The organism is Myxococcus qinghaiensis (genome assembly GCF_024198215.1).
Lineage (GTDB): Bacteria > Myxococcota > Myxococcia > Myxococcales > Myxococcaceae > Myxococcus > Myxococcus qinghaiensis.
The window spans coordinates 1-23,682 of record NZ_JAKCFA010000034.1 but is presented as its reverse complement, the minus strand read 5'-3'; the positions used below and the strand labels follow the sequence as shown (position 1 = coordinate 23,682).

Here is a 23,682-nt window from a genome sequence, read left to right as displayed (position 1 = left end):
GCCGTCCTCTCACTGGCCCGCGTCGGAGGCGCCGCCCACACCCTGGCCCTCGGGCTTCGCGGGCGTGGGTTTGATGGGCTGGCCATCGCGCAGCACTTGCAATCCCGTCACCACCACCTGAGCCCCCGCGTCCAGCCCTCCCGTCACCTCGTAGTCGTTGCCCGTGACGTCACCCACCTCCAGCGGCGTGCGGCGCGCGATGGTGCCTCCGTCGGCGCTGCCCACCACGTACACGAAGGACTGGCTGCTGATTTGCGTCACCGCGACGGTGGGGACGGTGAGGGCCTCGCGCGCCGCGTACACCACGCGCACGCGCACCAGCTGTCCCGCGCGCAGCCGCTCCGTGTTCTCGAAGGCGGCCTTCACCTCCACCAGCTGCGTCGTCGAGGCGGGCGTGGGCGCCACGAAGAAGGCGGGCGCGGACACCAGCACCTTGCCGTCCGCGTCCAGCACCTCCAGCGGCGTCTTCCCCACCTGCACGCGCTGGGCGCGGTCCACCGGCACCTGCACGGAGAGCTCCAGCACCTTGCTCTGGTCCAGCGAGGTGAGCCGCGTCTGCGGCGTCACGTAGTCGCCCACCTTCACCGGGATGTCGCCCACCACGCCATCGAAGGGCGCGCTCACCTCGTAGAAGCCGAGCTGCACGCGCTGCGACTGGATTTGCGCTTCAATCGCCCGCGCGCTCGCCTCCGCCTGCTGCGCCTGAGCCACCGCCTGGTCATAGTCCTGGCGGCTCTGGAGCCCCTCCTTGAGGAGCTGTGCGCTGCGCTTGCGGGTGCTCCGGGCGAACTCTCGCTGCGCCAGCGCCGACGCGCGCTGGGCCTGGGTGGCGCGCAGCCCCGCCGCCTCCCGGCGGGGGTCCACCACCAGCAGCACCTCGCCGTTCTGCGCGCGAGCGCCGGGCCGCACCGGAATCGCCTGCACGTAGCCGGCGACCTGGGGGTAGATGGAGATGCTGCTGCGGGAGATGAGCGTGCCCACGTACTCGCTCGAGTCCTGCACCTCGCCGGGCGCCAGCGCGAGCGTCTCCACGGGCAGGGCGGTGCCCGCGCCGGCCTGTCCGCCCTGGGGACCGTCCGCGTCCTTCGAACCCTTGCACCCCACCAGCGCCAGGGCCACCGCCCACCCCGCGCCCCATGTCCTCACCAGTCGCATGCCGCCTCCGCAAGGAATGCCTCGACGCGCGCCTGCTCCAGCTGGAACTCGCGCACCACCAGCGCCAGCTCCGCCTGTCGCAGCTGCGCCGCCGTCTGGATGAGCTCCAGGCTGGTGCCCGTGCCCACCTCGAAACTGCGTCGGGTGAGCCTGTCGTTCTCCTCGGCCAGCACCCGCTCCTGCGACGAGATGTCCCGCGAGGCCTGGGAGACCGCCACCCCGCGCCGCGCCTGGGCGACCTCCACCGTGACGGAGCGCTCCAGCTCCACCACCTGCTGGCGCGCGATTTCCGCCTCCGCGCGGGACTGTCGCAGCAACCCCTCGCGCGCGCCGCCGTCCCAGAAGGGCAGGAGCAGGCTGGCGCCGATGTTCCAGATGGGCACATTCACCACGTCGTCCTCCACCGTGAGGGCAATCGTCGTGCTCGTCAGGGATATCGAAGGCGCGTACTGCGCCTTCACCGAGCTGACCTGCCGCTGCGCCACCTTGAAGCGCGAGCGCGCCGCCGCCAGGTCCGAGCGCCCCTCCAGCTCCTGAAGCTGGCGACAGTCCTTCCTCGCGCTCTGGAGCAGCTCGTCCACGCGCACGCCCTTGGCCAGGCCCACCGCCTGCGGCAGGCCGAGGGCCAGCCCCAGCGCCTCGCGCGCCTGTCGCAAATCCTCGTCACCCGTCACGACGAGCGCGCGCGCGGACTCCGCGTCCTGCTTCACGCGCACCACGTCCAGCTTCGTGCCCGCGCCCAAATCCAACCGACGCTGTGCGAGGGCGAGCCGCTCCAGCGCGGTGCGCAGGTTGACGCGGTTGACCTCGGCCAGTCGCTCCTGCGCGGCCACCTGCACCAGCGCCCGGGCGAGCGTGGCGCTGAGCTGACGCCGCGTCTCCGCGAGCGACCACCCCGCGGCGCGCTGGGCCTCGCGCGCCGTGCGCCGCGCGTCGATGGCCTGCAGGTCGAACAGCGGCACTGACGCGGAGAGGATTCCCGCGACGGGGGGCTGCGTGGGCGTCGGGGTGCTGTCCGTCCCCGCGCCACCCCCGATGCCGCCGCCGATACCTCCGCCCGCGCCGCCGCCGATGAAGGTCGTCGAGTCGGGGTCCAGCACGTTGTACTGCACGCCCACCGTGCCGCTGATGACGGGCAGCAGGCCCGCCAGGGCGATGCGCGCCTGTCCCGCCGCGGACTCCACCTGGGCCAGCGCCTGCCTCAAGTCGGTGGAGCGCTGCCGCACCAGGTTCAGCGCCTCGTCCCAGGACTTCACCTGGATGGGCGCGGGAGGCATGGGCGTCAGGAGCGGGTCCGACACCTCGGGCTGCGGAGGCGAGGGTGGCTCCTCGCTTGTCCCCGTGGCTTCGTCGGCCTCCTGGACGGGAGCATCCTGCCCCTGCGCGGAGGGGCGTGGCGTGCTCGGTGCACGTGACGGTGCTCCAGGGTTCTTCGCGGGCGTGTCCTGTCCTTGGGCCGACGGCGGCCTGGGCGCGCCGGGATTCTGGATGGGCAGCACCTTGGGCGCGCCGTGTCCCTGGGTCCGCTGTCGCACGGCGGTAGGCGGCCGGGCCTGGGCGAGCGGCACCCCTGGCTCGGAGCCAGGGTGCGAGAGAAGAAGGGCGAGCAGCAGGGCGTTCATATCGGGTGCCCTGAGGTAGGGGAGGCACCCGATACCGGCCACGTACCCCAGGGCGGGTCCGCGCCTGTCGGACAGAAGGGGCGAGAGGCTGCTCAGCAGTGAATGGAGCGCGCGGGGCTTGCGTTCTCCGCGTGGCTGCCGCTCAGCGACCCTGTTTGAGCATGGACAGACGCTGCTTCGCAGCGCGGCTCTGCGGGTCGAAGCGCAGCGCGTCCTCGAGCCGCTCCTTGCCCTTCTCCACCTGTCCCTGGACGACATACAGGTCGGCCAGACGGACGAGCGCGTCGGCGTTGTAGGGCTGCAAATCCAACGCTCGCTCGAACTCGCGGATGGCGGTGGGCAAGTCCTTCCGGCGCACGGCGAGCTGCCCCAGCATGATGTGCGGCTGCACCAGCCCGGAGGTCTCCGGCCGCGACGCCAGCGCCTCCACGGCCGCGGTGCCGCGCGCGTCGCCGAAGCTCGCCAGCGTCAGCGCCGCGGACTGGCGCACCCACGTGGAGTCATCCTGGAGCAGCGCCGCCAGGTCCTCCGTGGCCTCCTTGCCGCCCACGGCGCCCAGCGCCTCGATGATGTCCGCGCGCAGCAGGCTGTCCTGTGTCCCCTTCAGCGCGGCGCGCAGGGCCGGCACGGCCTCCTTCTTGTAACGACGCCCGAGCACCTTCGCCGCCACGCCGCGCAGCGACGCCGCCTCCTTCGTGTCGGCGAGCACGGCCTCCAGCGCGGGCCGGCCGGTGTCCGCCGTCTTGTCGTCGAAGGCGTCCGCCAGGCGCACGCGCCGCTCCTGTCGCTTCGCGGAGTCCGGCCACAGCTTCGCCAGGGCCTGGTCCATGGCCTCGGGTGTCTGCTTCGTGTGACACGTGTTGCAGGCATTGGGGATGCCGTGGCGCGTGGTGTTCCTGGGCGCGGGCACGTCGAGCGCGTGGTCCGCGAACTTGTCGAGCACGCCGGAGACGACAGGAGGCATGTGACAGGCCAGGCAGTCCTGCGCGGCGCGCCCGGTGTGCTGGGTGTGTTTCGTGCCCGCGGCGAACAGGTCCGCGTGGCATTGCTGACAGGTGGCCGAGCCCACCGAGGTCTTCGCGGCGGTCTTCTCCGGGAGGTTCAGCTCGTTGGGCGCGTGCGGCTCGTGCGGCGCGGTGTGACAGGTGAGGCAGGTGGCGCCGCCCTGGAGGTGGCACTGCGACTGGATGAGGGCCTGGTACTCGAAGCTGGAGGTGCTGGGGCGGCCGTCGGTGAAGTAGTCGCCGGAGCGCTCGTTGCCCACGAAGAGGACGATGGGCTGGTAGAAGTCCTCGTACTTCTGGCCGGGCTGGAAGCGGTGCGCGCCGTCGAGGATGGGGAAGAGGGGTCGGCGCGGGCCATGGCACTGCGCGCACACCGCGAAGCCCAGCTCCGAGGACAGCTTCGACGGCTGGACGATGTCCTTCGGGTCCTGCGTGTCGGCGTGCCGCGCGCCGGGGCCGTGGCAGCTCTCGCACGCGACGCCCGCGTCGGTGAAGCGCGTGGTCCACGTATGGGTGGCGCGGTCATGGCGCGCGTCGAGCCCGGTGACGTGACAGTCCAGACACGCGTGCTGCGCGCTGCGACGGAAGTTGGCCCAGAAGAACGGATGGTCCGGCGTGAGCGCGCCCTGCTTCGTCTCCGAGTAGTCCACCCACTCGCTCTTGCCGGTGACGTGGTAGTAGACGGGCAGCACCTGCCAGCGACCGTCGGCGAGCACCGTGACGGGGTCCTGCATGCGCTTGCCGCCCACCACCCACTGCACCGGGAACTCCGCGAGCTGCCCGTCCGCGCCCTTGGTGCGCATGAAGTGGTGCTCACCGTCGCGGCGCATCCACGCCTCGCTGGAGTCTCCCTTGAAGTGCGTGTTCTTCCGGTAGTCGCCCACCACGAACTTCGACGTCGCGGGGGACAGCGCGCGCGAGTGCCAGCCCTTGCTCCATTCGGCGTGCTCGTCCTCGTGGCACTCACCGCACGCCTCGGCGCCGGCGTAGACACCGCGCGGCGGGTGCCCGTCCTTCACCTCCGCGGGTGCCGGCGTGGCCTGGGCCACTGGAGCGGGCTTGGGAGTCGTGGGAGTAGAGGCGCTCGCGGTGGCCGGAGCAGCCGGTGTACGCAGCGCGAAGGTGACTCCCGCGGCCGTGCCAAGCAGAGCGAGGAGGACGAGGGCGAGCAGGGCGGGACGAGCGGGGCGCATGTCGGAAGTGCCTTGAGCCTGCCTGTCGCGCCCTGTCGTGACAAGCCGGGCTCCCAGGGATGGCGGGATTGAGCCGTCCTCCCGGGTCGGGCCGTCCGTCACCCCGCCCCGCGTGCGAGCAGCGGGGCGGGAGCGAGCGGTGCGTCGCTACTCCTTGGGCTCGTAGAACGACGCCGGTCCCGTGAGCCACACGGCGGTGCCCGCCGTGCTCTCCAGGAGCTCGTCCGCCAGCTTGGCCCAGTCCTCATGCGGGCCCACGACCTTCAGGCTGGACGGCACGTAGCCGATGAATTGCTGGGGGCCCACGGCGCGGACGGTCGCGGAAGGCGCCCGGTAGGGGCCCTCCGTCCGGATGCCGTAGACGGCCCAGCTCTCCCAGGTGCGCCTCAGCGCGTCGTAGCGCAGCGGCGCACAGCTCGTCCTGGCGATGTGCCGGGCGTCCTCCTCGCTCTCGCCCGAGCAGACCTGAAGGCTGTCACCGGCCTTCACGTCCTCGAGAGGACAGGCGCGCTGGACGGAGTAGGGGCACTGGCCGATAGGGGCTGGCGCGCCCTGGTGACTCCAATAGGTCTGGATGAAGGCCGCCAGGCCCTTCGGGTCCTCCCACCGGACGGAATCGCCCATGCCCTCGAGGAAGACCCAGGGTACGGCGGTGTGCTGGACGAGCACCTCGGCCAGCCACTCCTTCTCGGAGGCGTGGCCAATCGGCTCGAGGCTGGACGGGACGAACCCCACATAGCCCCCCGCCTCCAGGCCGACCAGGGTGCCGGCGCCCGTGAGCGTCACGCCGCCCCCCGTCGAGCCCCCCGGTCGTACGACGCCGCCGGTGTTGTTGTTGCCCCCGGCCCGCGGCGAATTCTCGGCCGCCTGCGCGCAGAGGTTGTCACAGGTGTTCTCCGCGTCCTTGTCCGCCCATTCCTGGTCTTTGTTGGAGCAGCCAATGGCGGTGTCGAAGTTGGTGACGGTGGGCGGCGGGCAATGGCAGGGAATCTTTTTCGTGAACTTGCACCACGACTCGAACCCCTTCGGCGGTTCTTGATGTGAGTTGGTTGCATAGCCGATGACCCCACCGATGTTGCGTGCCTGGGCCGGCGTGCTCCAGGTGACGACGCTCAGGGTGGCCAGGAGCCCGAGCAATGAAACCCTCGACATGAAACGAATCAGGCGCGGCTGAGGAAACATGAGTGACCTCCGTCAATGAGTTGCACCAGCAGCCTGACTGTCACAGGAATTGTTCACAATGGGTGTTGATTGACTTCTCCGGGAGTGGCGTTTTGTGTCACAGGCGGGGTTGACCCTGGCGTGTCCGGGGGAGAGGCTCGCGGGCGATGCTCAAGCTCCAGTGGCTCCAGGTCCACCAGTACCGCTCCGTGAAGCCCGGCACGCGGCTGACGTTCAGCCCGTCCTTCAACGTGTTGCTGGGCCGCAACGGCACGGGGAAGACGTTGCTCTTGGACCTCCTCGCCGCCGTCGCCAGCTCGGACTTCACGGCCATGGCGCAGGAGCCCTTCGAGCTGGAGTACGCGCTGAGCGCGGACACCGGCGGAATCACGGTGCGGGTCCGCAACGTGCCCATGACGCCCCAGGACGGGCCTTCGGGTGCGGGGCTGTCCATGGACATCGTCGTGTCGCCGCGCGACATGGCCTGGCCGCTGGTCATCCGCCGCGAGGGGCTCCAAGTCACCGTCTCCCGCGAGGGTGACACCTCGCTCGTCGTCCAGGAGCGGCTGGCCCCCGAGGTCGCCGGCCGGCTGTGGCTGGTCCTCATGTCCGGAGGCATCGCCTGGGTGGAGAAGACGGGCGAGGGCGCGGCCACGGTGGAGCCGCTCTTGGCCATGGCCCGCGAGGTGTCCGCGCTGGCGGGGCTGCGCCGCTTCGACGAGGGGCTGGCCTACTTCGAGCAGCTCTATCACGTCGAGCTGCGCCTCTCCCGCAGGGCGGAGGGCGTGCTGGCCACGGGCACGGGGCTCGCGTCAGAGGCGCTGCTGGACGGCCTGCGTCGGCTGGCGGCGGCGCAGTGGGGCTCCGCGCGCTACGTCGTCCCGTCGGACGCGGTGCCCTTCCTGGGTGACGCGGCACGGCTGCTCGGCTTCACCTCCGCGGAGGCCATCCTCGTTCCCATGGAGGCCCCGCCCGAGGGCAAGTACGAGTCCCTCACGCTCGGGGGCCTGGAGCTGGACTTCCTGGGGCCCGGGGGCACGCGGGTGTCCGCGCGTCAGCTGGGGCATGGCCAGAAGCGCCTGCTGGCCCTCCAGCACTACCTGGCCCGCGCGCGCGCCATTGTCGTCGTGGACGAGGTCGCCCACTCGCTCCACCCTCAGCTGGTGCGGGCCAGCGTCGAGCCCCTCAAGGGGCGGCAGAGCTTCTTCACCAGCCAGAGCCCCGTGTTGATGGACCTGCTCGTCTTCGAGTCCGCCGAGCACGTGCGCGCGAGCCTGGTGGTGTGTCGTCGCGAGGAGGCCACGGGGCTGTTGACGTGGGAGGACCCGTCGCCGGAGGCCGCCGAACGACTGTTCACCGCGAGCGCCTCCACCCCTGGTCAGACGGGGGCCCTGCTCCAGGCCCAGGGGCTCTGGTAACCCGGGCACGTCCGTTCTCCTGGGGGAGTCCGCGAGTCGACAGCCGGCGCACCGCGGCATGACTGCTGCCATGTCGCGTCACGGGCTGGCCTATCCTGCGGGGAGTGGGGAGGGAACCGCCATGCCGATGCTGTCCGTGAATGGAACCGAGTTGCATTACGAGGATACGGGTGGCTCTGGAGAGCCCATCCTGTTCAGCCATGGGTTGTTGTGGAGCACGCGGCTGTTCGACCCCCAGGTGGATGCGCTGCGGGGGCGCTATCGCTGCATCGCGTATGACCACCGGGGGCAGGGCCGCAGCGCGGTGCCCGAGGTGAGCACCATCGACATGGAGACGCTGTACCTGGACGCGGTGGGGTTGATGGAGAAGTTGGATTTGGGCCCGTGTCACTTCGTCGGCCTGTCGATGGGAGGCTTCATCGGCATGCGCATCGCCGCGCGCCGGCCGGAGCTCCTGCGTTCGCTCAGCCTGCTGGAGACGTCGGCGGACCCTGAGCCGCTGGCCAACGTGCCGCGCTACACGCTGCTGAACCTCATCGCCCGGATGGCGGGGCTGCGGCCGGTGGTGGACCCGGTGATGCGCATCATGTTCGGCAAGACGTTCCTGTCGGACCCGAACCGCGCGGAGGAGCGGGCGCTGTGGCGGGCGCGGCTCCTGGAGAACCGGAGGGACATCTGGCGCGCGGTGAACGGCGTCATCCGCCGCAACGCGGTGTCACACGAGGTGCCGAACATCCGCGTGCCCACGCTCATCGTCGTGGGGGAGGAGGACGTGGCCACCGTCCCGGCGAAGGCGGAACGACTCCACCAGTTGATTCCAGGCTCGCGGCTGTCGCGGCTGCCACGAGGGGGACACTCGTCCACGGTGGAGGAGCCCGCGCTCGTCAACGCCGCGCTCGGCTCATTCCTGGAGTCGCTGGTGCGTCCGCCCGTGCCGTCGACGCAGGCGGGGTGAAGCGGCGAGGCTGTCGCGGGTGAGTCCGCCAGTGTCGTCCTCGCGGGCGGGGTGACGCGATGAGGCTGGCGGCTCGCTCCGTCCTCACCGGCGACGCTCGCGACTGATGCGAGCGTCTGAGGCGCGAGCGGAACCCGCTCGGAGGCGAACCTAGGTCTTCACCCCGAGCGTCTTCTTCGCCGCGCGGGAGAGCGTCTTGTCCCCGGCCGCGTCGGGGATGTCGAGCAGCGCCGCCGCCACCGCCTTGCCCGCGCCGTGGATGTTCTCGTTCGCCAGCTTCAAGTACGTCCCGAAGCGCGTGAGTCGCTCGGGGTGCGAGCGCGCCGCCTCCACATGGGCCAGCAGCACCTTCGAGAGCGCGTCCGCCGGGAAGCGCTCGAACAGGTTGAGCAGCGCCTTTCGCTCCAGCGCTTCCGGCCGGGTCTCCGCCAGTCGCACGGCCGGCTCCAGCATCGCCAGTCCGAAAGTCTTGAGCGAGTCGGACACGACGCCCGGCTTCCACCCGTCGACGAACGCCGCCAGCAACGTCTCCGCCCCGCGCACGTCGCCCAGCACGCCCAGCGCGTACACCGCTGTCTTCGCCTCCTCGTCGTCCGCGTCGCGGGCCTCCACGCTGTGCACGTACTTGTCCAGCACCTCCGCGTCCCCCAGCCACGCCAGGGCCATGGCCGCGCGTCGCCGCACCTCGTTGGACGGGTCTCCGTAGAACACCTGCCGCAGCACCGGCCAGGCCTGCGTCAGCCCCAGCCCCTCGAGCTGGTCCACCGCCGCCAGTCGAGCCTCCCGGGTCGGCTCCGACAGTGCCCGCTGCGCGAGCGGACGGATTCGCCCATGTCTCACCTTCGCGAGCGCCGCCACGGACGCGGGGCCAGTCTCCCGCGCCTGGATGTCATTGAGCACCTCGCGAGCATGGAGCCGCAATCCCGCGTCGTGGCCCTTGCGAGTCAGTCCGTCCAGCAACACTCGCGCCGCATGGACATCCAACTGTCCCAGCACCTGCATGGCGGTGCGGCGCACCATCCGGCTGTGATGCTCGGACAGGGCCTGTTGCGCCGCCTCCAGCACGCGCTCCTTCGGGCATGACGCCATCGCCCGGACCACGGCGGTGCTCGCCGCTCCGTCGCTCCACGCTGGATAGAGCGACTCCAGCAGCGAGTCCGCGCCCAGGCTCGCGTAGTAGTGCGCCGAATGGGCCGTGGCCTCGTAGCGCGACAGCTCTCCTCGAGCCCGCTTCAGCAGCGCCTCGCCCGGAGGCAGCGGTGTCTCGGGCTTCCGGATGTGGATGCTCGGGTGCGTGGGCACCGGCTCCAGCGTGTCGGCCTGGACCTGTGCCGCGCCCGCCAGCCGCACCAGGGCGATGCCGAGCACCTGATACACCTTGATGAAGTCGTCCAGTCGCTCCGCCGCGTCGGGCCGCTGCGCCAGCGCCTCCAGCAGCGCACCTGGCTTCTCCAGCCCCAGCTCTCGCATCCGAGCCACCAGCGGCTCCACCGCGCGAGGAGACAGTGACGGCAGGCCGTTGGAGAACTTCTCCGCCAGTTCGTCCCGCACTTCGGCCAGGGCGATGGCCGCGCGAGACGCGCCCGCCGCGCGCGCCGCCTCCGCCCACCCGCTGCGAGGCACCGCCACCGGCGCCTCCGGCCGCGCGCGCCGACGCCGACGCCGCGTGGGCTCCTCCGGCGCTTCACGCAGCCCCAGGCCGCGCAGCTCCAGCCCGTCCGGAGTCTCCACCACCACCGCGAGCGGAAACAGCGTGGGGAGCGCCGCCTCCAGCCCCACATCGCCCAGCACCACCTTCAGGGTGGCCCCTTCCAGCGCCGCCGCGAAGGGCTCCTCCAGCCGCGGGTCCGCCGGCAGGAACAGTCCGCGCTCGCCCGAGTCCACCAACTGTGAGCGCTGTCCGCTCGCCAGGAGCGTCTGCACGCGCAGCGCCACCGGCAGCAGGTCCGGCGCGAAGACGTCCTTGCGATGCTCCTGGAAGGCCGCCAGCGCGGCACCCACGTCCGGAAGCGCCGCCTTCACCAACTGCCGCAGCGCGGAGTCATCCTGCGGATGCGTCGTCTTCGTGCTCTCCAAATCCAATCGTCGAGGAGGAAAGCCCGGGTACTGCCCGCCCTTGGCCTCCTCCAGGACGACGCCCGCGTGGCTCTTCTTGGGCTCCACCGTCTTGAGGAACGCGGGGAGGATCTGCTTCTCCGTGTAGTGTGTCCCGGAGCCCAGCTCCAGGAAGCGGCTCTCCCGGACGAGGAAGTTGTCGGGCGTGACGCGCGTGGTGAACGCGTACTCCACCAGCGTCAGTCCTTCGATGGGCGCGCGGTCCTTCTTCGTCCACGTCTTCCCAATCAGCTCCTCGACGTAGCGGTCCTCCAGGGGCTCTCCGCCCAGGTGCTTCTCCACCTTGCGCGCGGTGAGCAGCATGTCCGCCACCAGGTCGGTGAAGACGGGCGGCTCGAAGGTCCCCGTGCGCGCCGCCGCCTGCTCCAGCAGGGCCGCCACCTCCACCGCGCGCGCCGCCAGCCGGCGCAGCCCGTTGGCGCGCAGCGACTCCGCGAGGGCCCGCACCTGCTCGGCCCGGTCCTCGGAGAGGGACGCCACGCCGGACAGGCCCAGCTCCCGCACCAGCGTGGACACCTGCGCCACGCCTGCCTTCATCAGCTCGCCCGTCTCCGTCTTCCCCTTCTTCACGCTCTTCTTCGCGGGCCCTCCCGCGCCAGCCGGGGCCGAGTCGGTGGTGACGAAGGCCTCCGGTGCGCGAGCCCACGCCACCAGCAGCGCCGCCGCGTGCTTGCAGAAGGGCCGCGAGCGCGCGGCGACGCAGGAGCACCGCCCCTTCACCTCACGCCCGTCCCCGAACACCAGCGACACCTTGTAGGGCGTGGCCCCCGAGCCCAGCGCGTCCGCGAACAGGCGGTTCTCGAAGCGGGACAGGTGCAGGAGTTGCTTGTCATCGAAGATGCGCGAGCCTTTCGCCACCTCGGAGGCGTCCCCGATGATTTCGGTCAGCCCTCCGACGCTGGCCACCACCTTGCGTACCTCAGCCATGGCGAGACTCCTTGTGTGCGGCCAGCAGCGGCGTCAGGTCCTGGTTGCGCATCACCCGCTCCACCACCTCCACCAGTCGCTTGGGCGTGCACCCGAAGCAGGGGATGCCCAGCGCGGTGAGCCTCTCCGCCATCGCGTGGTCGTACGTGGGCTGGCCCCCGTCCGACAGCGACAGCAGGCACAGCACCTTTGCCCGCGAGTCCACGAGCTGGCGCAGCCGCGCCACCAGCTCCTCCGCGTCGCCGCCCTCATAGAGGTCGGTAATCAGCAGGAAGAGGGTCTTCTCCGGCCGTTGCACGTGGTTCGCCTGCGCATAGGCCACCGCGCGGTTGATGTCCGTGCCGCCGCCGAGCTGCGCGGTGAACAGCACCTCCACCGGGTCCGTGAGGAGCGGCGTCATGTCCACCACCTCCGTGTCGAACAGGATGAGGCGCGTGCGCAGCACATCCAGGGACGCGAAGATGGCCGCCATGACGGAGCTGTACACCACGCTCTGCGCCATGGAGCCGGACTGGTCCACCACCAGCGTCACGTCCCACTCATGGTGACGGCGCTGGTTGGGCCAGAAGTAGAAGCGCTCCGGCACCAGTCGCTTGTGCTCCGCGTCCCAGCCCTTCAGGTTCTGCCGAATCGTGCGCTTCCAGTCGATGTTGCGTGCAATCGGCAGCGGGCTCGTCCTGTCCCTGCGCAGGGCGCCGAACACGGCCGTGCGGACGGTGGACTCCAGCTTCTTGCGCAGCTCCTCCACCACCTCGCGGACAATCTGCCGGGCAATCGCCTTCGCCTCGTCGGGGATGAGGCCGCGCGCGCTGACCAGCGTCGTCACCAGCTCCACGTTCTTGTCGAGGAAGGGCAGCGTCTCCGGCTCAAACAGAAGCTGGGTGAGCCCCTTCTTCTCGATGGCGTCCTTCTGGACGAGCGCAATCACATCATCGCGGAAGAAGCCGCGCAGCGCGCCGAGCCACTCGGGGATGTACGGGCGCGAGCCGGACGAACTCGCGCGCTTGTCCCCGTAGACGAAGGACAGCGCGTCATCCAGCGCCTCCAAATCTCCCTGGCCCACGCCCACCGAGGCAGCCTGGGCGCCCAGGGCGCGTAGCGAGGGACAGGCCCCCGTCTTCTCCGCCGTCGGGCCCAGCGCGAGCCGCCAGCGCAGCAGCGCATCCCGGTCCTTCTCCGCCAGCTCCTTGGGGTCCACGCTCATAGCAGGTCATCCAGGTCGTCGAGTGCCTTGCCCAGCTCGGCGCTCATGTCCTTGAGCTTCGCCGTGTCCTTCTCCTCGAGCACCGTCTTCACGGCCCGCCCCTTCTCTCCGAGCTGGCGCACCGCCACCACGTTCTCCATGAGGTAGCGACGCTCGGTGGTACCCAGCACGGCCAGTGCCCGTCTCAATACCGGGAGGGTCTGACGGAAGCGCTCGGGGTCGATGCTGGTCAGGAATTCATCCAGGGCCTTCACCACCTCGCGGTTCTTCACCAGCACCAGCGCGTTGACGCCCAGGAAGCCCTCCAGCCAGGACGCGCCTTCCTCCGGAGCCACCGCCAGCGACAGCCGCAATCCGACGATGGTCGCCACCTCCGCCTCGCTCAGCTCGTGCGCCAGGTACAGCAGGCCCGTGGCCAGGCCCGACGTCGCCGGGTGCACGGTGCTGCTGCCCATCAGCTCGCGAGCCTCCGCCAGCCACCCGGCCTTGTCCGCGAGCGGCTGGGCCAGCGCCACCTCGTGCAGGGTGCGCAGCGCCTCCACCACGGAAGGCAGGGCGTCCGGAGCGCAGTCGCAGGACTCACGCACGCGCAGCAGCGCGCGGGAGAAGGTCTTCTGGCAGAGCACCGTCACCGCCTCGTCGCCCGCGTCCGTGTGTGCGCGCGAGGTGCCATAGGCCACCAGTCCGGACAGCGCGCGCGCCGCCGACGCGAGCGACGGCAGGTCCACGTCCGTGGCCGCGTGCGTGTCACAGGCGCGCAGCGCCGACGCCATCGTCTGCGGGCAGCCGGTAATCACCGACTCCAGCAGCACCTCCGCGGCGGAGCCCGTGGTCTTCGCCGCGTCCAGTTGCTCCTGGAGGACGCGGGTCGTCACGGCTTCCAGTGAGTCGCCGAGGACGATTTTCTCCACCAGCGCCACGTCCGTGGACGGGGTCCACTGCGCCTGCCAGGACTCGCGCACCCGCGTCAGCGCGGCCTGTCCGCCGGCCTCTTCGGGGGAAGCGCGCTGTTGTCCCGTGGCCGCCAGCGTCGCATACGGAATCCCAGCCACGCGCAGGCGGTGGAGGAACACCGACGAGCCGACCTCCACGGTGTTGTTCAAGCGCAGCGTGAAGGTCTCCGGGCTGTCGGTGCTCGGCAGTCGGCGCGAGTCCAGCTCCCGCCAGAACTCCGCCTGGAGCGAGTTCTTGCCGATGCGACTGGCCACCCGGCCCACTTGATGACCGACGACGCTCTTCCACAGGAAGGAGTCGACATGCGTCGCGTCCCCGCGGCACAGCGTGGCCACGGTGGCCTCGCGCAGTTCGTCGAGTCCTGGCGCGCTCTTCTCGCGCAGGTCCGCCAGTGTCATCGCCAGCCGGTACGCCTCCAGCACGTCCGACAGGGACGCGGTGAAGCCGCGCATGCGCAGGTGCGCGGCGAAGTCGATGAGCACCTCCAGCGTCGCGCGCTTGAAGTCACACTGGGCCTCGTGGGCCTTCTGGTAGAAGTGAGGCGCCCGATTGCCCGCGCCGTAGCCGAGCTGCTCGGACAGCCGGGGGAAGCTGTACGGAATCACCGTCACCGCGCAGGGCACGGCCTTGGGCAGCTTCGCCTCCAGCGCGGGCTCCACGTCGCGGGCCAGGAAGGCCGCGATGTGCGCGGCGCCGGCCACCACTGCGACCTTGTCCGGCGCGACTCCGCTGGCCACCACCTCCAGCACCTTGCGAGCCATGAAGGCATCGCGCCAGCGGTGGTAGTCCGGGCGGGGACCCGCGTTGAGCACGTCGGCCCAGGCGAGCAGCACGGGACGGAAGCCCTCGGGCGTCCAGTCGGGAGCCTCGAACAGCGCCTCCCAGAGCTCCTCGAAGGAACGGTAGCCCTGCTCGCGAGCGAAGCGCTCGGTGAGCGGCTCTTCGTCAGGGACGTGCTCGTGATGCTCGGCCTCCGGAACATCCTCGCTCTCGACGCCGGCCGTCTCGGCGTGTCGGTCCATGCCCAGGCTGACGCCGACGGGGATGTCGATGAACGACGCGCGGGCGCGGTTCACCTTCGCCCAGCGCAGGGCCGCGTACTCGGGAGAGTAGTCAGCGAAGGGCCACAGCGCCGAGCCCGGGGTGTCATCCGTGCCATAGCCGAGCAGCGCGATGGGTGGCTTCGTCTCCGAGTCACACAGCACGTCAATCAGGTCGGAGGCATCACAGGGTCCCTCGATGAGGACGACCTCTGGCTTCACGCGCTCCAGCCAGCGCCCGAGCACCGCCGTGGTGCGCGGCGAGTGGTGGCGCACCGGGAACAGGTGCACCTGGGAGAGCAGGTCCAGGTCCATCAGCCCCTCAGGAGCTTCTTGCTGGCGGAGTAGAGGTCCTTCCACGCACCCGTGCGGCCCTTGGCGACGGTCTCCATGTATTCGCGCAGGGCCTTCACGTCGTCCTCCTGCTCCTTCACCACGGCGCCCACCAGCGAGGCGGCCAGCTCGTGGGGAGTGACCTTCCCGCCGCCGAACTGCTCCGCGAGGATGGAGCTGTTGAACAGCACGCTGATGGCCTCCGCGGTGGACAGCACGGCGCCCGGGGTGCGGACCTTCGTCTTGCCGTCCTTCGTCACGCCCTTGCGAAGCTCCTGGAAGAGCGTCAGGAGGATTCGCGACAGCTCCTCCGGTGGGGGCACGCCGACCTGATAGTCATTGCGCAGCTCCGCCTCGCGCTTCGTCACGATCTGGATTTCCTGCTCCAGGTCCTCGACGACGGGAACGGTGACGAAGTTGAAGCGGCGCTTGAGGGCGGCGCTCATCTCGTTGACGCCTCGGTCTCTCGTGTTCGCGGTGGCGATGAGGTTGAAGCCGCGCTGGGCGCTGACCACCTCGCCCAATTCGGGGATGGAGACCTGCTTCTCCGACAGGATGGAGATGAGCGCGTCCTGAATCTCCGGGGAGGTGCGGGTGACCTCCTCGAAGCGGGCGAACTTGCCGGTGCGCATGGCGCGCAGGACGGGGGAGGGGACGAGGGCCTCGGGGGTGGGGCCCTGCGCGAGCAGCAGCGCGTAGTTCCACGAGTACTTGAGGTGGTCCTCGCTGGTGCCGGCGGTGCCCTGGACGATGAGGGCGGAGGTGCCGCTGACGGCGGCGGCCAGGTGTTCGGACAGCCAGCTCTTCGCGGTGCCGGGCTCGCCCACGAGCATCAGCGCGCGGTCCGAGGCGAGGGTGGCGATGCAGACCTGGATGAGTCCCTTGTCGCCGACGTACTTGGGCGTAATCGTCACGCCGCCCACGGGTTTGGAGGCGCCGAGGATGTACGTCTCCACGGCGCGAGGCGACAGCGCCCATCCGGGAGGACGGGGCTTGTCGTCATGGGCGGCGAGGGCTTCCAGCTCGGTCTTGAACTTCGCTTCGGCGGGCAGTCGGATGTCCGGCATGCGTGCAAACTACCGGTTCGGTCTGACACGCGGCAATCCGAGGGGTTGTCTTGGATACCCCTCGGAAAAAGACCCTCGAGGACGCGCGGACGCGCCTACTCCGCGCAAGGAAACGCGGTGTCCAGCGTCTTGCTCCCGTTGATGCCCGGGCCCGTCAGGGTGACGACCACCTTCACGGAGGAGGAGCACTCGTAAGGCAGCAGGAAGGGCACCGTCGTCTCGCCTTTCTCCGCGAGCGCATGCAGTTCACGCGTCTGCGTCACCTTCCACGCGCGCCGCGAGCCCGCCTCCGACTCCTCCTTCGGCGCGCTCACCACGAGCTTCAGCTTCAGCGGCTTGTCCCCCTCGTAGGTGCCCTGCACCTTCACCAGCAGCAGCGCGTCCACGTTCATCCCATACGGGTCCGCGGCCTCGTCCGTCGTGACGATGGAGGCCTTCTGCCGGTCGAAGACCCGCAGCACGACTCCTCCCAGCGACACGCTCGGAGCACTCGCGCTCCCGGCGGTGGAGGACAGCAACAGGACACCACTCACGAGCAGCGAGCGCAGCTTCGTTCGCGACGACATCTCCACCTCCGGAAACCGTCAGGTCACATCCGCCGCTCGACTGTACGCCAGCCTGGTGTCCTCCGGTGCCTGTACGGCGAGCATGAGGCCGTGCCCTGGCTCGGGGCTTCGTCACTCCGACTGCAATCCGCCCCGCTCATGCCCAGCCTGCGGAGGAACCCTGTCCGACGCGGGCCTCCACCCGCGAGGAGCCACTTCCATGAAGACCTCCGTTCCCTCTCAGATGAAGGCCGCCGCCATCGACCGCTTCGGCGGACCGGAAGTACTCGGCACCAAGACGATTCCCGTCCCCCAGGTAGGCCCCGGCGAGGTGCTCATCCAGGTGGAGACCGCCGGCATCGGCCAGTGGGACCCCGCCGAGCGCGCGGGCGAGATGGAAGGCTACAAGCCGGGGAGCAAGGCGTCCTTCCCATACGTGCTCGGCACGGATGGCGCGGGCACCGTCGTGGCCCTGGGCGAAGGCGTCAAGAACCTCAAGGTCGGCGACAAGGTCTACGCCTTCGGCTTCCTGAACGACAAGGGAGGCTTCTACGCGGAATACACCGCGGTGAAGGCCGCGGACACCGCGCCCGTTCCCAAGGGATTGAGCGCGGAGCAGGCGGGCGTGCTGGCGGCGGACGGAATCACGGCCCTCCAAGGCGTGGAGGACACCCTCAAGGTCGGCCAGGGCACCACGCTGCTCGTCTACGGCGCGAGCGGCGGCGTGGGTCACCTCGCGGTGCAGCTCGCCAAGCGGCTCGGGGCGAAGGTGCTCGCGGTGGCGTCAGGCGCGGACGGCGTGGAGTTGATGAAGAAGCTCGGCGCTGACAAGGCCGTGGACGGCCGCTCCGACGACGTCGCGAAGGCGGTGCGGGACTTCGCTCCGGACGGCCTCGACGCGGCGCTGGTGCTCGCGAGCGGAGACAAGGTGAACGACCTGCTCAAGACCGCCGTGAAGAAGGGCGGCCACATCGCGTTCCCCAACGGCGTCGAGCCCGCGCCCAAGGGCCCCGAGGGCGTCAAGGCGACCGCCTACAACGGCGAGTCGAACCCGAAGGTGCTCGGTCGCCTCAACAGCCTCATCGAGTCCGGGTCCTTCCACGTCGAGGTCTCCAAGGTCTACCGCCTGGATGACGTCAACCGCGCGCACGAGGACGTGGGCAAGCACCACCTGGGCAAGCTGGCCCTGCGCATCAACTGAAGCGCGGCGAAGCACATGCCCGCGGAGACATACCGCCGGGGCCCTGCAGTGGGGCTCCGGCGGAAGTCGTTCCCGACACGAAAATGCCCGCCCCCGGAGTCTCCAGGGACGGGCCTGTCTCGAAGCGTGAGACTCCGTCAGGAGCGAGTGGGGCTCAGGTCGTCAGCTTGGAGGTGATGTCGATGGACGTGGGGCTGGTGGGCACGGCGAACGTCTTTCCGTTGGCGGCCTTGAAGTCGAGCGTCTTGAGATTCACGGAGTAGATGAGGAGGTCCTCGTAGAAGCGCACGTTGAGGACGGTGTGGGTGAGGTCCTTGACCACGGTCCACTGGGTGTAGTCGTCCTCTTCCTTGAGGGACTTCTCGTCGAGCGAGCGGACCGTGCCGCGAGGGATGTCGACGGTGTTGAGCAGGTGGAAGGCGAGGGTGGTGGCCTCGGTGGCGTTGGCGACGGGGCGGGCGAACTGCTTGAGGTACGCGGCGCGCACGAAGCGGGAGGGCGGCATCGGGTCGCCGGGCAGGCCGCGCAGGCCGCTGCCGTGGCCGGGCTGGGTGAAGGTCTCGCTGCCCAGGTCCACGGCCTTGGCGTCCCAGGGGGACAGGCCCACGTATTCGCGGAGGTTCTGGAGCTGCACGGGGAAGGGCGGCGCGTTGGTGAGCACGGCGACGGGGTTGTCGTGCAGGTGCATCTCCCCGTCGATGAACTCGACGACCAGGCTGTTGCCCTGGGCGTCGTGGATGGGGAAGTGCAGGGGGAGGTACTGGGCCAGCCAGTCGCTCTCCCAGATTTGGGCGGCGCCTTCCTGGAGGGCGGTCTTCACCTCGGCGACGGTGGCGAAGTTGCCGAGCACCCAGCCGGGGAACAGCGCCAGGGACACGGCCTTGGAGTTGTCGGTGACCTTGGGGTAGCGGGAGTTGGGCAGCCAGAGGCTGCCGGTGGACAGGCCCGCGGTGTTGAGTCCGTCGACCATGATGGGGAGGCTGCCCTTGGCGGTGAGGCCGACGTAGCCGTAGGTGGAGGTCCACGTCAGGCCATTGAGGCCCTTGGGGGAGGGGGAGATGAACTTCTCACCGGGGGCGCGGACGAGGAGCTTCGAGTCGAGGTCGACGCCGAACTCCATGCTGCGGCCATTGACGACAGTCTTGTCCGAGGCGACGACGAGGAAGTCGGTGCACATGTGGCGGCTCCTTGTGAGGGTTTGGCGCGACGGCCCTCTGCAGTCGCCGCGCCAGCCACGTCCTGTCAGTGAATCCCGGGGGTTGAAATCGCACGCGGGTCTGGCTTCGGCGGGCGTGTTGCCTATCGCACGTGGGGCGGCCACGACGTGCGTTCTCGCGGAAGGCGCCTGCGTCCCGAAAAAACGCGGCGCCATGCGGGAATTTCCCAAGACGAGGGCGTTCGTGATGTTCATGCCTCCCATGTCGAAGTCATCCCAGGTCGTGGTCATCGACCACCGAGCTCCCGCGCTGCAAGCCGCCTTCTGCGAGTACGTGCCCCAGGTCTTCCGAACGGTGGACTTCCGCCGCTGGTGCGCGTGGGGCGAGTGGACCGACGACTACCGCGCGTTCAGCGTGGTGGAGGAAGGCCGCGTGGTGGCGAACGCCTCGGTGATGCGGATGTGCCTGCGTGTGGAGGGGAGGGACGTCGTCGGCTATCAGCTCGGCGCGGTGGGCTGCGTGCCCGAGCGACGGGGGCAGGGCCTGGCGTGGGCGGCGATGGAGGCGGCGATGGAGGCGTGTGGAGATGCGCCGGTGTTGTTGTTCGCGAACAAGAAGGTGCTCGATTTCTATCCGCGCTTTGGCTTCGTGCCCCGGGAGCAGACGTTGTTCGGGGTGACGCGGGACGTGGTGCCGGGAGGCGCGCCCGCGCCGGTGTTGGACGTGTCCGAAGCGTCGGTGAGGGCAAGGCTGGTCGAGCTGGCGGAGGAGGGCATGCCCGTGACGGAGCGCTTCGGAGCGCGGCGGCACGGGCACATCGCGACCTGGTACGCGGCGGCGAACTTCGCGCGGCCGCTGCGGAAGTTGAGCGAGGATGCGTGGGTCTTCGCGGGAGTGGAGGACGGCACGCTCTACATCGAAGACATCTTCGCGCGCGAGGGGTTTGATTTGCGCCCGCATCTGTCGCGGCTGGTGGAAGAGCCAGTGAAGACAGTCCAGTTTGGCTTCACGCCCGAGCGGTGGTGGCCTGGTGCGGAGGTTCAAGGTGAGGACACGGAGGCGGACCTCTTCGTGCGCAATCTCTCACTGCCCGCTGGAGCGAATCGCTTCCCGGTGATGGCGCGGACGTGATGGGCTCGGCCCATGCGAATCCGTCACGTCCAATGGCTTGCGTTGGTCGCGGTGTCCTGGCTGGGCTGCTCCACGGTTGAAAAGCCCTCCGCGCAGCAGGTGTGGGGAGAGGCCGAGCTGGAGTGTCAGGCTCCAGAGGAGGACCAGTGCGTAACCCTCCTGTGTCTGGGCGACACCTGCGGCTTCTATCGCTGCGAGGACACGCCCGCGGAAGTGGAACTGGCGCGCTTCCCGCCGTCACGCCCACCCGCTGCCGCGGCGGCACCGGGCAGTGGTCCTCGAAGAAACTGGGGCGGAGCGCAGAAGCTGCCCCCGGGTTCCATCATGACGTTCCCCAACTGGAACGGTGCTCCGGACCGCGTCATCCCGCCTTCACGCCAGCTCACGCCAGGGCGTTGGGAGAAGCACCACATCTTTCCCCAGGACCCAGTGCTGCGAGCGTGGTTCGAGACTCAGGGCGTCAAGATTCACCACTACACGATGCCCATTCCCGTTGAACTTCATCATCGCATTCACAGAGTGGGGGGACGCGGAGGAGAGTGGAACGAGGCGTGGCGCCAATTCCGACTGGCACAGCCCGACGCTTCGCCAGAAGCCATTTTCAAGCACGCAGGAGAACTCATCTATCGTTTCCAGCTCATCGGTGGCCCCATCCAGCCCTACTATTCGAAGCCTGGAGCGTGAGGGCGCATGAGTCGATTCTTCTGGGTGGATGAGGACAACGCCGCGGTGGCGAAGCACGGTGGGGAAGTCGAGGGCGTTCACAGGTGGCTGCTGCCCGGCTTGAAGAACTGCCCCACGTGCGGTGTGACCTGGGGGGGGACCGGCCATTTCTACCCTGGTGTCGACCTGTCATCCTTGCCGGAGCATCGAGAATTCGAGAAGGCCCGACCCGAGCCGTTTCCAGAGTTCGTGCGCCTGCGCGAGCTGGTCCGTCCGTTGGTACCTCCGAAGGTCATGCTTCCGCCGGGTACTCACTTCGGGCCACTGGTGGGAAAATCTTTCGGGAAGCTGCCAGCGTTCGCCTGGGTGATTTCGGTGCTGCTGGTTCACCGCGAAGCCATGGAGCGCCTCCAGGCAGAAGGTGTGAATCACCTGACAGGTCATCCCACGGCCTTGCGATTCCGGCAGAAGCACCCGCCGGAGCTGCTGGAACTCCAGGTGGACCTCGAAGGAAGGCTCCACCCGGACTGCATTCCCCCGGGCACGCCGCCGCCGTGTCAGACCTGCGGGCGGTTTGGCTTCGCTCGGCCCGACGAGCCCATTCTGGACGCCGCCACCCTGCCTACGGACCTGGACCTGTTCCGACTGGGCAACTTCGCCACCATGGTCGTCGGCACGGAGCGCTTCAAAGACGCCGTGCTCCGCCTGGAGCTGGACGGCCTCAAGTTCCGCGAGCTTCCAACCCGCTGAGCCCGAAGAGCCACCGCATCAAGGAAGGTCAATCCAGAGCGCCGAGCTCGCGGTGTCCGCCGTCACCGTGACCGAACCCTCACCGAGCACGGCGCCTTCGCCGAGCGCCAGGTCCACACCCGAGCCACCTTGGAGCGCCTCCACCCGGAGTGGTCCCGTCGTCGCGAGCAGGTATCCGTTGCGGGCGCGGTCGAGCGTCAGCCGCTCGGGCCGGCCCGCGACGAGCGGGAGCCACCAGACCCGTACATCGGCGCGCAGAGGCATCCCGTCGTCGCCCGCGATGAGCTGACGCCCGTCATCCGAGAGCTGGCGCGAGTAGTAGGCCGGGGGGCCACCGTAGGTGTGCGGCCGGAACCACAACTGGAGCATCCGCGTCGGTCGGTCCGTGTCGTTTCCTTCGGCGTGCATCATCCCGTCCCGCGCCGAAATCAACTGCGCGGTCCGTGGCTCCATCGTCGCGCCGTGAGCCTGGTCTCCATGGTGCGAGAGCGTCCCGTCCACGACGATGCTGAGGATCTCCATCTCCTCGTGCGGGTGAAGCGGGAACCGCGATTTCGGCGCGAACGTCGCATCCGCGAGGACAAGCAGCGGCCCCAGCGGTCGACCCTGGCCAGAGTGGGGTCCCACCGTCGCGACGAAGTGGTCCCGGAGCGAGAGCCACGAAAGCGTGGTGCGAGGCAGCGATGCGAGCGTGCGGTGTTCGAGGCGCGGCATGGGCAGGTTCCTTTCGGTGTGACAACCGGAGAGGGCCACGGCGCTTCCGGCGACGAACGTGCGACGTGAGAGCTTCACGACGTCGGCCTCGCCAGCGGCGGCGAGAAGCGAGTCGTCGGCGTCAAGCGGGAGGAGCGCCTCGACGCCCTTGTCTTGAATGTGGCGGGCCCTCTGCCCATGTTCGTCTCCTCCCGCGCTGGGGTGCGCGGTGAAGAGTTAGCCCGGCCCGACTCGTTTGACAGCTCCAGATGGACGCACAGAAGATGTGCGTGAATGCACATCTCCTGGGACGAGCTTCAGACCATCGAGGCGCTTGTACGCACTGGCAGCGTCGAAGCCGCAGGACGTGAGCTGTCGCTTCGACACTCCTCGGTGTCGAGGCGGATTGCCGCGCTGGAGGCACGCCTTGGCACGGCGCTGTTCGCCAGGGGCGCGCGCCTGGTGCCCAGCGCGCTGACGCTGCGAATCGCGGAGCGGGCCGCGACCATGCGCATGGCCGCGAGGGACATCGAGGACTTCGTAGGGGCCGAGAGACGGGGCCGGGAACGAACCGTGGTCATCACGACGAGCGACGTGCTGGCTCCGCTCTTGTTCCTCGCGCTCTCGAAGGCCAGGCCCGTGCAGGCGGTAGAGGTGCTCGTGAGTGACGACGAACTCGAACTGCTGCCAGGTCAGGTCGACCTCGCGCTGCGTCCGGGTCAAAACCCGAGCGGTGCGCTGCGCGGTCGACGGCTTGGACGGTTGAAGGTCGGAGTCTATCGCGCACGAGGCGGTGCGCAGGATTGGCTGCAACCGAGCGTGGACCTGCGCGCCAGGGCCTCGATGAGCTGGTGGCGCGAGGTGCCCAAGGACGTCCCGGGTGCCGTGACGTGCAGCTCACTGCTGGCCATGCGCGACGCGTGCTGCGCTGGCCTCGGACGAGCCGCGCTCCCGGCCTTCCTCGCGCACGGAGACGCCCGGCTCCAGTTCGAGAGGGAGCTCGACGCAGGGCCACCCCTCTGGCTCCTCGCGCCGATGGCCCGTGGCGTCCCGAAGGAGCTTCGGGAGGTACAGCGGGACATCTTCGCCGCGTTGCGCGCGACGGAGGGGGCCTTCGTCGAATGAGTCCTGCTCAAGAACCCGAGCGCGCTCGAGCCGGCGTGCCGAAGCGGCTCGGAGGCTGTCCGGTCCACCGCCGGAACGCGCGGGTGAACGTGCTCACATCCGAGAACCCCAGGAGATAGGCAATCTCACTCACCGACCGCCCCGTAACCGTTCAGGGGTGGTGTTGAGGCCGTCGTCGCGGTGTGCAACCCGTGGCGGATGCAAACGAAACCCACTGCGACGCTGGAATCGAAGATTGAACGACTGGTCCACGAGCACCTGGTGGAGCA

Annotated in this window: 19 protein-coding genes; 7 read left to right on the top strand and 12 right to left on the bottom strand. The window is 69.5% G+C overall.

Annotation, left to right across the window (positions count from 1 at the left end):
• Positions 1-9: 9 nt before the first annotated feature.
• The 4 genes from LZ199_RS41330 to LZ199_RS41315 all read right to left on the bottom strand — a co-directional run bounded on the left by LZ199_RS41330 (position 10) and on the right by LZ199_RS41315 (position 6,126).
• Positions 10-1,155, bottom strand: coding sequence for an efflux RND transporter periplasmic adaptor subunit (locus tag LZ199_RS41330; RefSeq protein ID WP_253999309.1), 1,146 nt, complete (start codon positions 1,153-1,155; stop codon positions 10-12).
• Positions 1,143-2,777 carry a TolC family protein gene (locus tag LZ199_RS41325; protein WP_253999308.1) on the bottom strand — a complete coding sequence of 545 codons (1,635 nt, stop codon included), beginning with the start codon at positions 2,775-2,777 and terminating at the stop codon, positions 1,143-1,145. Before LZ199_RS41325 ends, LZ199_RS41330 begins: the two co-directional genes overlap by 13 nt.
• A 142-nt stretch (positions 2,778-2,919) precedes the next feature.
• Positions 2,920-4,974, bottom strand: a complete 2,055-nt coding sequence (locus tag LZ199_RS41320; protein WP_253999307.1) for a HEAT repeat domain-containing protein — start codon at positions 4,972-4,974, stop codon at positions 2,920-2,922.
• 147 nt (positions 4,975-5,121) lie between these two features.
• Positions 5,122-6,126 carry a hypothetical protein gene (locus tag LZ199_RS41315; protein ID WP_253999306.1) on the bottom strand — a complete coding sequence of 335 codons (1,005 nt, stop codon included), beginning with the start codon at positions 6,124-6,126 and terminating at the stop codon, positions 5,122-5,124.
• Between the two features lie 176 nt (positions 6,127-6,302).
• Between LZ199_RS41315 and LZ199_RS41310 the strand changes: the two genes are divergently transcribed.
• Complete coding sequence (locus LZ199_RS41310) at positions 6,303-7,553, top strand: AAA family ATPase (RefSeq protein ID WP_253999305.1); 1,251 nt, start codon at positions 6,303-6,305, stop codon at positions 7,551-7,553.
• 121 nt (positions 7,554-7,674) lie between these two features.
• The gene (locus tag LZ199_RS41305; protein WP_253999304.1) at positions 7,675-8,508 is read left to right on the top strand and encodes an alpha/beta fold hydrolase; all 834 of its coding nucleotides are present in this window, start codon (positions 7,675-7,677) and stop codon (positions 8,506-8,508) included.
• Between the two features lie 150 nt (positions 8,509-8,658).
• On the opposite strand, the gene LZ199_RS46560 is transcribed toward LZ199_RS41305, so the two are convergent.
• From LZ199_RS46560 to LZ199_RS41280, 5 genes are all read right to left on the bottom strand, one after another.
• Positions 8,659-11,550 carry a HEAT repeat domain-containing protein gene (locus LZ199_RS46560; RefSeq protein WP_267145180.1) on the bottom strand — a complete coding sequence of 964 codons (2,892 nt, stop codon included), beginning with the start codon at positions 11,548-11,550 and terminating at the stop codon, positions 8,659-8,661.
• Positions 11,543-12,754: a VWA domain-containing protein gene (locus LZ199_RS41295; RefSeq protein ID WP_253999303.1), complete on the bottom strand. Its 1,212-nt coding sequence runs from the start codon at positions 12,752-12,754 to the stop codon at positions 11,543-11,545. The genes LZ199_RS46560 and LZ199_RS41295 overlap by 8 nt, the downstream gene beginning before the upstream one ends.
• A complete protein-coding gene (locus LZ199_RS41290; RefSeq protein ID WP_253999302.1) occupies positions 12,751-15,063 on the bottom strand; it encodes a DUF5682 family protein in 2,313 nt (770 codons plus the stop codon). The genes LZ199_RS41295 and LZ199_RS41290 overlap by 4 nt, the downstream gene beginning before the upstream one ends.
• A complete protein-coding gene (locus LZ199_RS41285; protein WP_253999301.1) occupies positions 15,063-16,148 on the bottom strand; it encodes an ATP-binding protein in 1,086 nt (361 codons plus the stop codon). Before LZ199_RS41285 ends, LZ199_RS41290 begins: the two co-directional genes overlap by 1 nt.
• A 95-nt stretch (positions 16,149-16,243) precedes the next feature.
• Entirely contained in the window at positions 16,244-16,714 is a 471-nt protein-coding gene (locus LZ199_RS41280; RefSeq protein WP_176436451.1) for a hypothetical protein, read from the bottom strand.
• 199 nt (positions 16,715-16,913) lie between these two features.
• Here LZ199_RS41280 and LZ199_RS41275 point away from each other — a divergent pair, with 199 nt between their 5' ends.
• Complete coding sequence (locus LZ199_RS41275) at positions 16,914-17,894, top strand: NADP-dependent oxidoreductase (RefSeq protein ID WP_253999300.1); 981 nt, start codon at positions 16,914-16,916, stop codon at positions 17,892-17,894.
• 154 nt (positions 17,895-18,048) lie between these two features.
• On the opposite strand, the gene LZ199_RS41270 is transcribed toward LZ199_RS41275, so the two are convergent.
• Positions 18,049-19,071, bottom strand: coding sequence for a linear amide C-N hydrolase (locus LZ199_RS41270; RefSeq protein ID WP_253999299.1), 1,023 nt, complete (start codon positions 19,069-19,071; stop codon positions 18,049-18,051).
• Positions 19,072-19,312: 241 nt separating this feature from the next.
• On the opposite strand from LZ199_RS41270, the gene LZ199_RS46555 reads away from it, so the two are divergent.
• From LZ199_RS46555 to sitI6, 3 genes are read left to right on the top strand one after another with little or no spacing between them, the layout of a single operon-like run.
• Complete coding sequence (locus tag LZ199_RS46555) at positions 19,313-20,182, top strand: GNAT family N-acetyltransferase (RefSeq protein ID WP_267145179.1); 870 nt, start codon at positions 19,313-19,315, stop codon at positions 20,180-20,182.
• A gap of 12 nt (positions 20,183-20,194) precedes the next feature.
• Positions 20,195-20,866, top strand: a complete 672-nt coding sequence (gene sitA6 / locus LZ199_RS41255; protein ID WP_253999298.1) for a SitA6 family polymorphic toxin lipoprotein — start codon at positions 20,195-20,197, stop codon at positions 20,864-20,866.
• A gap of 6 nt (positions 20,867-20,872) precedes the next feature.
• Entirely contained in the window at positions 20,873-21,595 is a 723-nt protein-coding gene (gene sitI6, locus LZ199_RS41250; RefSeq protein ID WP_253999297.1) for a SitI6 family double-CXXCG motif immunity protein, read from the top strand.
• Between the two features lie 18 nt (positions 21,596-21,613).
• On the opposite strand, the gene LZ199_RS41245 is transcribed toward sitI6, so the two are convergent.
• Positions 21,614-22,309 carry a pirin family protein gene (locus LZ199_RS41245; RefSeq protein ID WP_253999296.1) on the bottom strand — a complete coding sequence of 232 codons (696 nt, stop codon included), beginning with the start codon at positions 22,307-22,309 and terminating at the stop codon, positions 21,614-21,616.
• A gap of 273 nt (positions 22,310-22,582) precedes the next feature.
• On the opposite strand from LZ199_RS41245, the gene LZ199_RS41240 reads away from it, so the two are divergent.
• Positions 22,583-23,413 carry a LysR family transcriptional regulator gene (locus tag LZ199_RS41240; protein ID WP_253999295.1) on the top strand — a complete coding sequence of 277 codons (831 nt, stop codon included), beginning with the start codon at positions 22,583-22,585 and terminating at the stop codon, positions 23,411-23,413.
• Between the two features lie 7 nt (positions 23,414-23,420).
• Here LZ199_RS41240 and LZ199_RS47045 read toward each other — a convergent pair whose 3' ends face one another.
• The gene (locus tag LZ199_RS47045) at positions 23,421-23,546 is read right to left on the bottom strand and encodes a helix-turn-helix domain-containing protein (protein WP_407667335.1); all 126 of its coding nucleotides are present in this window, start codon (positions 23,544-23,546) and stop codon (positions 23,421-23,423) included.
• Positions 23,547-23,682 lie beyond the last annotated feature (136 nt).